The 14,124-nt window shown below is 48.8% G+C and carries 12 protein-coding genes and 1 riboswitch; of the genes, 6 read left to right on the top strand and 6 right to left on the bottom strand.

What is annotated here, in order from left to right; all coding sequences use genetic code 11:
* Positions 1 to 71: 71 nt before the first annotated feature.
* Positions 72 to 1,121 carry a putative urea ABC transporter substrate-binding protein gene (locus tag EXY25_RS14150; RefSeq protein ID WP_205695375.1) on the bottom strand — a complete coding sequence of 350 codons (1,050 nt, stop codon included), beginning with the start codon at positions 1,119 to 1,121 and terminating at the stop codon, positions 72 to 74.
* 73 nt (positions 1,122 to 1,194) lie between these two features.
* Positions 1,195 to 1,293, bottom strand: a riboswitch (guanidine-I (ykkC/yxkD leader).
* Positions 1,294 to 1,642: 349 nt separating this feature from the next.
* Here EXY25_RS14150 and EXY25_RS14145 point away from each other — a divergent pair.
* The 5 genes from EXY25_RS14145 (at position 1,643) to EXY25_RS14125 (ending at position 6,646) form a co-directional block, all read left to right on the top strand.
* Positions 1,643 to 2,083, top strand: a complete 441-nt coding sequence (locus EXY25_RS14145) for a cyclic nucleotide-binding domain-containing protein (protein ID WP_130567262.1) — start codon at positions 1,643 to 1,645, stop codon at positions 2,081 to 2,083.
* Between the two features lie 313 nt (positions 2,084 to 2,396).
* Positions 2,397 to 4,529, top strand: coding sequence for a protein-disulfide reductase DsbD family protein (locus EXY25_RS14140; protein WP_130567261.1), 2,133 nt, complete (start codon positions 2,397 to 2,399; stop codon positions 4,527 to 4,529).
* Positions 4,530 to 4,533: 4 nt separating this feature from the next.
* A complete protein-coding gene (locus EXY25_RS14135; RefSeq protein WP_130567260.1) occupies positions 4,534 to 5,154 on the top strand; it encodes a thioredoxin family protein in 621 nt (206 codons plus the stop codon).
* A gap of 261 nt (positions 5,155 to 5,415) precedes the next feature.
* Positions 5,416 to 6,078, top strand: a complete 663-nt coding sequence (locus EXY25_RS14130; protein ID WP_130567259.1) for a DUF6508 domain-containing protein — start codon at positions 5,416 to 5,418, stop codon at positions 6,076 to 6,078.
* Between the two features lie 358 nt (positions 6,079 to 6,436).
* On the top strand, positions 6,437 to 6,646 hold the full coding sequence (locus EXY25_RS14125; RefSeq protein WP_114339509.1) for a cold-shock protein: 210 nt from the start codon (positions 6,437 to 6,439) through the stop codon (positions 6,644 to 6,646).
* Between the two features lie 127 nt (positions 6,647 to 6,773).
* Here EXY25_RS14125 and EXY25_RS14120 read toward each other — a convergent pair whose 3' ends face one another.
* The 4 genes from EXY25_RS14120 to EXY25_RS14105 form a co-directional block, all read right to left on the bottom strand.
* Positions 6,774 to 7,016: an HP1242/YdcH family protein gene (locus tag EXY25_RS14120; protein ID WP_114339508.1), complete on the bottom strand. Its 243-nt coding sequence runs from the start codon at positions 7,014 to 7,016 to the stop codon at positions 6,774 to 6,776.
* A gap of 118 nt (positions 7,017 to 7,134) precedes the next feature.
* Positions 7,135 to 7,797 carry a class I SAM-dependent methyltransferase gene (locus EXY25_RS14115; RefSeq protein ID WP_158538099.1) on the bottom strand — a complete coding sequence of 221 codons (663 nt, stop codon included), beginning with the start codon at positions 7,795 to 7,797 and terminating at the stop codon, positions 7,135 to 7,137.
* Between the two features lie 205 nt (positions 7,798 to 8,002).
* A complete protein-coding gene (locus EXY25_RS14110) occupies positions 8,003 to 9,607 on the bottom strand; it encodes an ABC-F family ATPase (RefSeq protein ID WP_130567258.1) in 1,605 nt (534 codons plus the stop codon).
* 209 nt (positions 9,608 to 9,816) lie between these two features.
* Entirely contained in the window at positions 9,817 to 11,724 is a 1,908-nt protein-coding gene (locus EXY25_RS14105) for a sensor domain-containing diguanylate cyclase (RefSeq protein WP_130567257.1), read from the bottom strand.
* Between the two features lie 243 nt (positions 11,725 to 11,967).
* Between EXY25_RS14105 and EXY25_RS14100 the strand changes: the two genes are divergently transcribed.
* Positions 11,968 to 12,363 (top strand): hypothetical protein, encoded by a 396-nt coding sequence (locus tag EXY25_RS14100; RefSeq protein ID WP_130567256.1) that lies wholly within the window; start codon positions 11,968 to 11,970, stop codon positions 12,361 to 12,363.
* 19 nt (positions 12,364 to 12,382) lie between these two features.
* Here the strand turns inward: EXY25_RS14100 and EXY25_RS14095 are convergent, their stop codons facing one another.
* A complete protein-coding gene (locus tag EXY25_RS14095; RefSeq protein ID WP_165419371.1) occupies positions 12,383 to 13,972 on the bottom strand; it encodes a putative bifunctional diguanylate cyclase/phosphodiesterase in 1,590 nt (529 codons plus the stop codon).
* Between the last annotated feature and the right edge of the window lie 152 nt (positions 13,973 to 14,124).

Raw genomic sequence — 14,124 nt, 5'->3', positions numbered from 1 at the left:
CCGGTGTCAAAGGCTAAGCGGGAGAACCGGCTGGCTCTCCCAGATCCTGATGAGTTCGATGGGCCAATGGCTTACAGTTTGATTTTGCCTTCAGCGGCCATCTGCATGTAGCTGGGATCAAAGCGGAACTGGATATTGCTTGCGTCACCGTAAACACCAGCAGGGGTTTCGATACCGATAAACGTGGCATCGGCAGCACCATCACCCAATAAGCCATGCTCGAATGAGAATTCGGCCACGTACTTCATGGTGTCTTTCAACTGTGCACTGGTGGTGAACTCAACCGCTGAAGCGGGGGTGTAGAACATCTTGGTAGATGCAAGCTGTGCTTCGTAACCTTTCAAGTCGGTACCGGAAGCCACTCCCATGGCGTAACGGGCTTTCTCACCGACGTCGCCATCAGTGCTCATCACACCCATGATCTCGTACCAGGCGCCCACCAAGGCTTTACCAAAAGCAGGGTTTTCTTTCAGGGTGTCGGTGTTAACCACTAACAGATCGATGATCTCACCAGGGATCTGCGAAGAATCAAATACCTTCGCCGCGTTCGGCATGGTCGTGATCTCAGACAGCAGCGGGTTCCAGGTAGTCACCGCGGTCACATCTTTCGTCGTAAACGCAGCCACTAGATCCGCATCAGAGGTGTTAACCACCTTAATATCTTTTTCACTCAAACCCACGGTCGACAAACCGCGCGCCAATAGATAATGGGAAACCGACAGCTCAACCAGATTCACCTGTTGGCCCTTAATGTCGGCCAGTGACGCGCCCTCTTTTAGCACTACGCCATCATTGCCGTTGGAGAAATCACCAACAATCAGTGCGGTAGAATCAACACCGCCAGCGGCGGGAATGGTCAGGGCATCCATGTTGGTCATGGTACAGCCGTCAAAGGCGCCTGCGGTGTACTGGTTGATCGACTCAACGTAGTCGTTGATCTGCACAACATCGATCTCGATGTCATATTTGTCCGCCCATTTGTTGACGATGCCTTCCGCCTCGCCGTAATGCCAAGGCATCCAGCCAACGTAGATGGACCAACAGATCTTGAAGTTGTCTTTAGCGAATGAAGCGGGAGATGCGAGCAGTAATAGCGCGAGTGCCGTGGCTTTGATTTTCATTGAGCGTACCCCTTTCGTATTGGCGTTTTTTATTTGCGCAGAAGGTGACGACGGCATCACTGCCTTCGGTTCATCCTCCCGGGCTTTTATCCCGCCGTGTAACCTCGAAAGAGGTCGTTCGCTCTCGGACCAGACACTTGCAAGGCAAGCCGGAACCCTAGCCAACTATTTTCCAAATTGTCGGAACAGTAAAGGCAAACAACGCCATCAACTCTTCTGCTGCAAATACTAATACAAATGCTGTGCCAATCAATAAAACACCTATAAAACAGTTAATTAAATAAAATAGAGTTCAAAACAGATAAACCACCGCCCCCAAACGGTGCAACCAACGAGATCTATATCACTGCGATTGGGCAATTAGAGTGCATCGTCCAACCTAGTTAAGAAAGCAATACTCGACCATCGAAACAGAATGCTGCTTCACTCCGATTATTGTCGCGAGATATTAGGCTATGCTTTTGACATAGCAACGTTTTCTAGCTTCATAACGAGCCAACAGAAACTCGGGCAAAGTCACGATGACACAAAACGAAATGATAGATCTGCTGCATTCATTGGCTGTCTTCAAAGACCTAAGCCACCGGCAACATGTTGTGTTGGCAAAATACGCGGTAATTGAAGAGATACCAGCGGGTGAGATATTGATTTCAGATGGTGTTTGCTTTGACAGGCTAAGCCTCATTCTCTCGGGTAAAGTCGGTTATTACCGGCAAGAGCGAGGCGCAGCGGAATCATTGGTGATGGAATCTTACCAATCCTATTTTGTCGGTATATTTGGTTTACTTTTCAAACGCAGCCCGGGGGTCAAAGCCCGCGTGCTTGAACCAGTAAAAATGCTATCGTTGCAATTTGAACATATTGCTTTCTTTGAAAAAAATGAACCTGCTATCGCCTTAGCCTTGTACAAAAACATCTCCATGCTTTGTGCTGAAACGATACTAAGAGTGATAAATAAATGAATAGATTATGTGGCTAGCCCCCTCTGCGGCAGCGACATAAGTGATGATTTTCTACGTAAAACCATCGTTCTCCCAGTTACCATGCAGTAGCCCTCAACCTGTAGTGTTTAATGCGCCCGCGGAGATCGGCTTATTCCATCTCCAAAACATATGCACCTCTATCATTCTAGTGCTCTCAAGTTCACTGTTTCGTCCTTGAAACAAAATGAACGCTTTATCGGTCTGGATCGTATAGTCAGCGGTAAGTGGTCAGCGCTACACTGAGCACTGCAACAGATTGCCCATAGAGATGATTAATGAGAGTACCTAACAGATGAGCAGATGGTTGTTCCTATTCGTTGTTGTTATCAACGCGTTGGCATTAAGCAGTGCTCATGCCGCCTCAGAACCACAACAACATCCCCATATCGAAGTCCAGCTGGTCAGTGAATTCAGTCATTGGCAGCAGGATACCCCCAACTGGGTGGCGGTGGTCTTGCGGCCTGAGCACCATTGGCATACCTACTGGGTTAACCCCGGAGAGTCGGGTTTACCGACACGGATCAATTGGACGTTACCAGACGGCGTCGAGGCGGGTGATATTGTTTGGCCAACGCCTGAGCGGATTGAAGCGGCGGGGATCATTAACCTAGGTTTTGAAGAAGAAACCCTACTGTTGGTGCCACTGACCGGCGAGCCCAGCGCAGAGAGTCGTGAGATCAATATCCACGCTGACGTGAGCTGGCTAGTGTGCAAAGAGAGCTGTATTCCCGGCAATGCGACGCTCCAGATGACGCTAGCAAAACCGGACGGCAACATTCCGCTGCCGACAGAGTTTGCCGCAGCCTTTGGCCAAGCCAGAAGCCAAACAGCAACACCCTTGTCACTGACGGCACACACCAGAGTTCTCTCCGCAGAGGCTGAACAACGAACGCTGCAGTTGGCGATTACCAGCAGCGCGTTGCAGCAAGCATCAGCAGATTTATCATTGGCCATGCTGGCTGGCAGCGATCTGTTTGTCGAACAAGAGTCCTTAGTACAGGCTTCGGCATTGCCCCGTTGGCAGCAACAGGGCGACATGCTGGTGGCCAGTCTGGCGCTAAACGATTACTTCACTGCCCTTCCCAAACAAACCGCTTGGTTATTGATCACACCGGATAATAAGCGCCTGCGGTTCAGCGCAACCGCAGGGGACTGGCCAGCCTCCTCGGACACTGCCGTTACCGCACCCGCAGGATCTGCACAGAACGGCGCACATTCACTGCTGATCCTGATGCTGATGGCACTGATCGGTGGCTTACTGCTTAACCTGATGCCCTGTGTTTTCCCGGTACTGGCGATTAAGGCGGTCAGCCTGATGAAGTTAAGGGGCAAAGAGAAACGCGAAGCCCGCTTGCATGGTTGGCTCTATCTCGGAGGGATCCAAGCATCGCTCCTGCTACTCAGTGGCTTACTGCTGCTACTGAAATACTCAGGACAACAGATCGGCTGGGGCTTTCAGTTGCAAGATCCCTGGTTTTTGGCGGTACTGGCGTCCTTGATGCTCGCCATGGCACTGGCGCTGTTTGGCGTGTTTGAACTGGGCGCACGTTTTATGTCAGTCGGCCAAGCGCAGATCAGCCGTGGCGGCCATCAAGCATCGTTTCTTTCTGGCGTGTTGGCCGTGGTGGTCGCCAGTCCCTGCATGACGCCGTTGATGGCACCCGCCATCGGTACGGCGTTGACCTTGCCCGCCATTGAGATGATCCTAATCATGCTGGCATTGGGCTTTGGCCTTGCCCTGCCATTGTGGGCGATCAGCATGTTACCGCGACTGGCAGCGATGTTACCCAAGCCGGGGCCTTGGCTGGAAACCTTTAAGCAAGCGATGGCCTTTCCGCTGTTGCTGACATCAGTGTGGTTGCTCTGGCTACTCAGTAACCATCAAATATTGGCGGTGATAGCGACCCTACTGCTGTGGGTGATTGTGGCTATGTTGGTGTGGATGCGCCGTCGCCAGTTGCACCGTACCTTTGTTGTGAGTCTAGGGTTGCTTCTCGCTGCTGGCATTAGCTATCAATTCACTCTATCGGCAACGCAATCAGAACAAGCCCTGCCCGAACAAGCCTATAGCGCGGAACGGCTTAGCGACAGCTTGTCATCAAACCAAGCGGTGCTGGTCAATATGACCGCTGATTGGTGTTTAACCTGCAAGGTAAATGAACGGATAACCTTTGCTGATAGCAAAGTAAAAGAAGCGTTTAACCAGCTGGGTATCGCTTACCTGGTCGGTGACTGGACCCATAGAGATGCCAATATCACCCAATACCTGGATCAATTTCAGCATGCAGGCGTCCCCCTTTATGTACTTTACGATAAGCAGGGTAACAGTCAGGTGTTACCACAGCTGCTAACCCCGACACTTTTGATCGATTCGTTAAACCAAGCGGTACAAGTGAAACCAAACCGACAACCACCAGTGGAGTAATCACATGTTGAAAATCACCCTCGCGCGCTTTTGCAAATACGCCCTGATGATAGCTACCTTAGTGAGCAGTTCGTTAGCATTCGCTGCCGCTAAATCTGGGCAGGCCGCACCGGATTTTTCACTACCAAGTGCCAGCGGCGATACTGTGAAGCTATCGGACTACCAAGGAAAATACGTGATCCTGGAATGGACCAATCATGATTGTCCCTTCGTGAAAAAGCATTACGGCAGTGGCAACATGCAGGCTCTGCAGAAGCAATACACTGGCGAAGATGTGGTATGGCTATCGATAATCTCGTCGGCACCCGGCAAGCAGGGTAACGTTTCAGCCACTGAAGCGATGGCGTTAACCAAGAGTCGCGATGCCCACCCAACCCACGTGCTCTTAGACAGCAGTGGTGACGTAGGCAAAGCTTACGGCGCAAAAACCACGCCGCATATCTATGTGATCACACCACAAGGTAAACTGGCATACATGGGTGCCATCGACAGCATCAAATCAGCCGATCCGGCCGATATTCCAAAAGCAGACAACTACCTGCAGCTGGCGATGGCGGATCTCAGCCAAGGCAAAGCAGTAGCTCAACCACTCACCAAGCCCTATGGCTGTTCAGTGAAGTACTAGGTGACCTTTTGAAGCCTTTCACCAGCATGTACCGTTACACGAATCGCTGGTGAAAGCTTTATCGAATCGCCCCAATATCAATGTTGCACTGACCGTTTATTCACTTAACAATCAGCTGATTTTGGCGACGCCCCCTCAGGGTTCTCTTCAAAATTCATCGCAATCGGCGAGTTAGTAATGGGGCTAAAATCATGCAGATATATAGAGTGGCCCAGAACACAGCCTATCCACCCATGTTGGTAGCCAAGAGATTAATGGAATATGAACAACCACGATCTTCAACACCTTGAAGAAAAATACCAAGCCGCAATAGACGCCTTAAAACACATAAAATATCACGGCGCTTACCCAATTTATCCTGCAGAGATAAGTGACTTCATGGGATTGCTGGTACAGCTGTCCTTGTCTGAACTTGAATATCGGCCTGCAGAAGTAGAAGGCATATTAGCCTCTATCGAGAAAGCCACACTGTCCCAGATACGCTGTATTTTCATGGCTTGCAACCGATCAGAGCGGTTCGGTGATGGTTCATGGAAGGCAATCCTTGAACAACGGCAATTAGACCCCGTACTTGAGAGACTCCACATTCTATTAAAGGAAGGCATCCCAGAAGCCCCTACGGAAGAGCGCGATGAAACGGCGCTAGCAAGTAATCTTCTGAAAACCCTAGAAGAATTAGAACGCTACAACGATAAAGGCTGCCTATGCTCCGCACATTCAGATGAAGAGATCTCAGCACATCATCATCAGTTTTATAAAACCCTTGTAAAACAACTGCGTGACATTGGTTTTGAAAACCTATCCACTGAATCACAGCAGATTTTTACTTCCAAGTCACTGATAAAAGATGCCAGCGGCGGTCCGTTGCGAAAGTTAAAAGAACTGTTTAATAACGGTAAGTTTTACGCGCACAATCAAACTTGAGATATGATCAAAGTATGTGGATAGAGAGCATCATTGCGGTGCTATCAGGAATTGCTGGTCTGGCAGGGAAAACCAGACGCTGATGTAGGCAGTAGTAGCCAATGCTGATCTGTCCATAATTATTCCTTTATTCGTCATTTTTTAAAAATGATTTGCTTATTGGTCAAATAAACAGCTGTACTTTGAGATTTAGCCTCTGTACTATGCCCGCAGCTCGAAAGAAAGCCTATTGTTTACATTCTCCATGACGTTGTTTTATTCGTAATTCCTCGCCCTGTAGTATCTAAGTATCAGTCTATTTTCTCGCTAAAATTGCCTTTCCATAGGCGCAAATATATTTAAATATCAGGATGTTATTATGTCTAACACAGTAAGCGGTACCGTAAAGTGGTTTAACGAAGCTAAAGGTTTCGGTTTCATCGAGCAGAAAGATGGTCCAGACGTATTCGCTCATTTCAGCGCCATCGCTAGCACAGGTTTCAAAACCTTAGCTGAAGGCCAACAGGTAGAGTTCATCGTAACTCAAGGCCCTAAAGGCCCACAGGCTGAGAACATCGTAGCTGTATAAGCTGCCTCTCAGTTACAAAAAAGGACACGCCTCACGGCTTGTCCTTTTTTTGTCTTTAAAACAGGATTGATACTGCGCCGCTCGCGGAAGAGCTATGGCATCTGCTGATAAAATAATGCGCTGGCAGCTACTCTGCTGCAACCAGACGCTGGTATAGCTGGTCTTTCATCTCCGCTCTCTCATGTTTAAGTTGTTGCATCGCCAGGTCATCAATCGGCGCACCATTCAGTTCGAGTACCCGTATCTTTTTATCTAAGGCGTTGTAATTCTTATTCTCTTTCGCAAAAGATTCATCACTTTCAATAAGTTTTGCTATGAGATCTTGGTATTTAGGAAAATCATGACCGAGAGAATGGCTTTCACCCAACATACACACCCCTTTCTTTCGTCAACGACGAAATCTGATTTATGAGAGTTAGTAAATGTAGCAGCTATCGGGTGATTAACCCGTGGGTTAGAGCATCGATCGATTGCTCAACCGAAATCACCTAACCAGAGGTGTGGCTACTCATCAGGTAGACCTTCTCATCCATCATACTTTTCGGCGCTGACGGATCTTCAGGATCATAGAGCAGACTATGTTGGCCATACAGCAGCTCCACTTGGTAATGGGCTTGGTATAGCGCTGCTATCTCTGCATCTACCATTAAGGCAGAATTGCTCACCGCTTCATCTGCTGATTCTGTTGTCATCAGCAGTATCTGAGTGGGTTGCGCTAAGGTTTGTTGAAAGTGTTCGATATAACGGGGGCGCAGCTCGGCGGCAAACGCCGTCAGCGATGTGCAATCATAAAGCGTGCGAATGCCATGCAAATCATTAGCGGTCAGATCAAAAACATCGCCACACCAGATCTCAATATTGCTCGCACGCCAGATAATAAAGCGTCCTCTTTTCTCGCGGCTGGGTTTCACCTGCCGGGATTCGAAGTAGGCCTTGATGGCGATCCTGCTCAATTCGACGCCCATCACTCGATAGCCGAGATCGGCGAGCAGATCCATGTCATGGCTTTTGCCGCATAACGGCACCAGGATCTTTTCATTCGCGGGCAGGTTCAGCTGGGATAAAAAGCGGCGCAGTAAATGATGGCTAACCGCTTGGTGAAAGCCTATGTCGTTACGCTTCCACTTCTCTTTCCACAGGAGATTACTCATCGACGGCTTAATAAGCGTCGAATAACCGTAAGATCCTGACCTATCCCTTGGCTGGCAAAACGGAGGAGAGACAACATATTGACCGCTATCTAGACAGGTATGAGTGCTACCATCCCATATAAGCGAGCAAATAGACATCTTGTTATCTGAAAAGCGCTACCACCACTTTGCTACCTGGCAAAAGCGGTGGCCGCCATCATAGGTCTCAGGCTACTTTCAGTGCTTGTTGCTGACTGGCTAAATACTCGTTGTAGCTGCCCTGGAAATCGATCACCTGCTGATCTTTAATCTCGATCACCCGCGTTGCCAGTGACGAAACAAATTCACGGTCATGGCTAACAAAGATCAGTGTGCCTTCATAACCAGCTAACGCCGAATTCAAAGCTTCAATCGCTTCCATATCCAGGTGGTTGGTTGGCTCGTCCATGATCAAGACATTGGTGTCCATCATCATCAGTTTGCCAAATAGCAGGCGGTTCTTCTCACCACCGGAGCAAACACGTGCTTTCTTGTTGGCATCATCGGCAGTGAACAATAAGCGCCCCAGCATGCCCCGCACCATTAAGTCATCATGTTTCGGCGTACGCCACTGCGACATCCACTCAAACAGTGTTAAATCGTTGTCAAAATCTGCACTGCTGTCTTGCGGGCAGTAGCCAATAACGGCGTTTTCTGACCACTTAATTTCGCCGACATTGGCTTGCAGCTCATCAACAAGGCAACGTAAGAACGTGGTTTTACCGGCGCCATTCTCACCGATAATCGCCAAACGCGCCCCAGCTTCCAGGATCACATCGCCGTTATTGAACAACGCTTGCTGCTCAAAACCGTGACCGAAGTTTTCCAGCACCAATGCCTGACGATGCAATTTCTTATGCTGCTTAAACTGCAGCGATGGTGAAACACGACTGGATGATTTCACTTCATCCAACTGAATTTTATCCATCTTTTTAGCCCGAGAACTCGCCTGTTTGGCTTTGGATGCGTTCGCAGAGAAACGATTAACGAACTGTTGCAACTCCTCCAGCTCGGCACTCTTCTTTGCGTTCGACGCATGCAATTGCTCGCGGATCAAACTAGAAGCCGCGGTAAATGCTTCGTAGTTACCCGGATAGATGCGCAACTCACCATAATCAATATCAGCCATGTGAGTACAGACTGAGTTCAGGAAGTGGCGATCGTGGGAAATAATGATCATGGTGCACTTACGCTGATTCAGCACGGTAGCTAACCAATTGATGGTATGAATATCCAGGTTATTGGTTGGTTCATCCAGCAACAACAGATCAGGATTAGCGAACAGTGACTGCGCCAGTAAAACGCGCAACTTGCGGCCTGGTGCGATCTGACTCATCAAGCCAAAATGCAGCTCCTCCTCAATCCCGGCTTGCAACAGGATCTCACCCGCCCGGCTTTCTGCGGTATAGCCATCCATTTCAGCAAACTGGGTCTCCAACTCTGCCACCGCCATGCCATCTTCTTCACTCATTTCGAGCTTGCTATAGATGGCATCACGCGCCTGTTTCACTTTCCATAAAGCCACATCGCCCATGATCACCGCATCCACTACGCTGTACTCTTCAAAGGCGAATTGATCCTGGCTAAGCGTACCGACTGTGAGTCCTGGCGTTATCGAAACATTGCCCGAGGTAGCGGTTAACTCACCGCTTAGGATCTTCATGAAAGTCGATTTACCGCAACCATTGGCGCCAATCAGGCCGTAGCGATTGCCATTACCAAACTTGGCGGAGATATTTTCAAACAGAGGCTCAGCACCAAACTGCATGGTGATGTTAGCGGTGGTGATCAAAAGGAATATCCTTGATAGAAGGCGGTATCGGGCATAACGCACAAAATTGCGAGAAGTGTGCTGCGAGAGGGTGCGCACTATAGAGATTTGCGACGGCTATGTCGAATAAGATTGTATGCTAAATAGACGTTTTTAAGCTTAGTCGTTAACGGCAGAACCAGGTGATGGAGCCAAGTAAGTGCACTATCGGCGCACTTACTCCTGAAGCATCAGCTATCTTCCTGCGCAGAAACGACCCTGTTTCTACCGGTTTCTTTGGCATGGTATAGCGCCTGATCTGCGCGCTTTATGAGTTGATTGAGTGCCTCACCAACCTGACACTGGGCGACGCCGAAGCTAGCAGTCACTTTTATCGGATAATCGAAGCCTAGGCTGAGTAATTGTTGCCGCAACTTTTCAGCAAGGCTAGCAGCCCCATTCAAGGTCGTCCCGGCACTGACCACCATAAACTCTTCGCCACCCCAGCGCCCAACACAATCAGCCTTACGGACTGTCTCCTTCATCAGTTCAGCGACACGGGTTAACACGGCATCTCCCGCCTGATGACCAAAATTGTCATTAACCTGTTTAAAATGATCCAAGTCGAGGATAATCACTGAGAAAGTCTGCTGATAGCGCTTAAAGCGCTCCATCTCAGTCGCTAACACTTCATCCAATTTACGGCGATTGTGCACCTGCGTGAGGACGTCGGTCACCAACAGCTTTTCAATCGCTTTTCGGTCATTAATATCCTGAGATATCTGGGTATACCCCGTTAGCTGGCCGTCGGCGTCATACTCTGGACTAATGACACTGTCGATCCAGAAATCTTCTCCTGACTTCTTCCGATTATGCAGTTCGCCCCGCCAGGTTTTGCCGGAACGGATGGTACCCCAAAGATCTTGATACCGGCTTTCGGGCGTTTCCGGATGACGTACGACGTTATGGCTCTTTCCCTCAAGTTCCCACAAGGCATAGCCACACTTTTCACTAAATGCCGAGCTGACATTGGTGATAACACCATCTGTATTGGTCGTCGAACTGATAACGTAGCGATCTAACACTTCGTTGGTTCGATGCAGAGCATCAAGCGCACTGCGTAACTCTGACTGCAAACGCGCAGGAAACATGGCCGCAAGCCATGACAGTGGGAACGAAATTAATACCACGATGGCTGCGATCACGGTCGCCGCCGTCATGTTCCCGCTTTGCAACTGCTCTACAGCCTCAAGTTTGGGTATCATCACCACCTGCAAGCGCTCTCCACTGCGGTAGTACTCATCGATACTAAAGCTCTGTACATTCCCGACTGCAGCGTTAGGACTGACCAAAATCTCAGCAGCGACATCAGGCATCACCCGCTTGAAAGATTCTTTTCCCGGCAGATAACGGCTCCAGGCCAGCGCAGCATCGCGATGAAACAGGATCTCACCGTCACCATCAATAAGAAAAATATCGAAATCATTGGAATAGACCAGCTGACTGAGCATCTGCTCAGCCTCAGCGTTAATGATCACCATACCGGCGAACTGGTTATTGGAAAAAATCGGAGTGGATACACGATAGGTGGGCCGAACGGGTCGCTCTATCTCGCCATTCTCCACATTCAGATCTAGTTTCGAGTGCCAAAACTGACGAGCAGGCAGCTGAGCCGTTTCGGTAAAATAATAGCGATTACGCTTGTTTTGCATTTTATCATCAGCAACAACGTCGACCTGCTGGCCATCTTTGCTTCGGTCAACGCGAATACGTTCAAAACCATTGGCATCAATAAACCGTACCTGCATAAAGCCACGGTGAGAGTGGGCAGAGGCAAGGAAAAGATGTTTCGCCGCGGTACGGGTTGCACTGTTGGGGTCGTCGATGAATGCCTGGGTCAATGGGTTTTCAGCTAACGCTCGGACAATCACTTCCAACGATTGCACCGTTTGGCTCAGATCTTCTACCTTGTTTTTTCTTTCGATAACGAATCGACGCTGCACCTCTTCATCAATATTTGAAAACTGTAATTGGTAATTGATAAGTGAGGTCAAAATGGCGATCGCGGCACCGAACGCAACAAAGCAAAGGGAGAGAATAACGTAACTTTTTTTACTGCTGGTGGGTAGATTATCTCCAGGCTGAAATGGTGTTGGCATTGATAAACTCCCACGTATATACCTACATTCTGTATGGCATTAAGAAGTTTAGCTAAAACTTAACCAAGTTAGTACAACTAAGTAACAAAAGTTTAATCTGTGATAGCTAGCGAATTTACCGAGATTGAATGTTTCACAGCAAGGCGGTGGTAAGCTATAAAAGCTGCTCCATCCGAAGGGCTACCGCACTCATATTTTCGGCCATCAGGGGTGTCACTGAAGCGGAGGCGTTTACAAATCACTATGTGGCTAGAGATCATTATTGCTGTGCTATCGGGGATTGCCGGCGGAGTGACTCTAATTGGGTTGGCCGCTTTGCTGGGGGTTCGCCTAGGCGGCTATTTTAGCCCGCCGCTGTTTATGTTGGGGCTTGCTGCGTTATTGGCTGTAGTCGCCTACCACTTGGCGTTGAAACCACAGTTCTATGTGGCCATTTCCCAGAACAATAAGCCGTTAACCAACTACAGCATGCCCCGAATAGCGGACAGTATATACATCACTGAACATGCAGATATTCAACCCGAACTGGAGTTTAGTGATCTAGTCATCCAACTCGAACACTCTGAGGAGTGGAAGCTGTGTCAGCACTACCCTTCACAGCAACTCGAGATATGCATCAATAAAAAAGGCTGGTGGTGATAGTTAGCAGGCAACCAATCTATTGGCTTAGTGGTGCAATAGATTGTTTTTCCGCAAAGCAATCCAGACCACTTATTTCCGCTGCAGGCACAGGTTTAGCGAAATAGTACCCTTGCATTTGATGGCAATGCATCTGTTGCAGCATCTCTACTTGCTCTTGTGTTTCAACGCCTTCGGCGATCACTCGCAACCCCAAGTTTTCAGCTAATGAGAGTGTCGCCTGAATAATCTTCTGGTTGGTATTCCGTGCATCTGAACTAACCACGAAACTTCGATCAATCTTCAGCTTGTCAACATGCAGGTCTTTAAGCCGGCCAAGGGATGAGTATCCCGTACCAAAATCATCAATGGCGATTTTGACGCCCATCTCCTGCAGTGCAGCAAGTTTTTGCGCACTGTTCTCAAAGTCCGTGAGTAACGCGGTCTCGGTAATTTCAAGCTCTAGACTGGTTGGCTTTATGCCGTGCTGTTCGATCGCTATCTGCACAGAGCGAACAAAGTCACTGCGTTGCAATTGTTTAGGCGAGATATTAACTGCGATGACTCTGTCACCGATAAGCCAGGGCTTAACTTCTTGTATCGCGCGATCTAATACCCAGTGTCCAATCGTTTCAATTAAACGGGTCTCTTCTGCCACCTCAATAAAGACCCCTGGCGGGATTAGTTCATCGTCATGCAACCAGCGTAATAACGCTTCAAAGCCAATCACTTCCCCTGTTTTCAGATCCACTTGGGGCTGAAACACCAAATAGAACTCGTTAGCGACGATTGCTTGCTTTAAGCCACTCTCCAAACGATAGCGCTGCTCTAGCGCTTCACCAATATCGTCAGAATAGAGATGAAACTGGCCTTTGCCCTCATCCTTGGCCTTATACATGGCAGCATCCGCAGCTCTTAGCAATGCATCTGGGGCATCGCCATCCTCGGGATACACCGCTATGCCAATACTATAATTGAGCATGATTTCATGCTCTGCAACGATGTGAGGGATCCGTTGTGAATCAATGATCCGTCTGACGGTATGCAGGATGTTGTAATCAGAGTCACTCAAGTCGAGTAGTATCACAAATTCATCACCACCTAACCTAGCTACCGTATCCTCTTGACGCATTTGCGATAGCAAACGATCCCCCACGCTTTTGATCAGCATATCGCCTTGCGCGTGACCATAGGTATCATTCACCACTTTGAAATTGTCGAAATCAAGAAACAAGACGCCCACAGAATGCTGACGGCGTTTAGCGCTGGATAGCATCTGGTTCAAACGCTCAATGGCTAACGCGCGATTGGGTAAATCAGTGATGGGATCGTAATAAGCATTAATGGATATTTCGCGATTCAAACGCTTAATATCAGCCATCCGGCGAACGCCATAGACAACAGCAACCATACCGATCCACAGCAGTGCCAGTAGGAGCTCATCGAGGTCCCAGGACTCATGCGATCGGGTAAATTCATACAACGCCTCTACCAATTCGAATTCAAAATAGGTCGTTGTAAAAGTCAGGGCAACAACGACAACGACACCGATGGCGAGCTCAAATCGAGCCGCTCTGCGTAATCGTTTAGAGGTGTGGGTTTGGCTCAGTTGTTGAGCGCGTTTAGGCATCCGACTCCCTTCGCTTGGAACCATCTTTTGCTTAATTTTAGCGCGTATTTTCAACACAGTAGAAAAACTAACAGGTAAACCCTGCAGAAGATCAAACGCGCTGCCAGGAAATGTTGCTTGCCCGACCGACAACCAGCTAAAAGAGTCCCACC

It is taken from the genome of Corallincola spongiicola (assembly GCF_004284785.1).
In the GTDB taxonomy this organism is placed as follows: Bacteria; Pseudomonadota; Gammaproteobacteria; order Enterobacterales; family Neiellaceae; genus Corallincola; species Corallincola holothuriorum.
The sequence above is the reverse complement of the archived record's forward strand: the minus strand, read 5'-3'. Positions and strand labels throughout refer to the sequence as shown.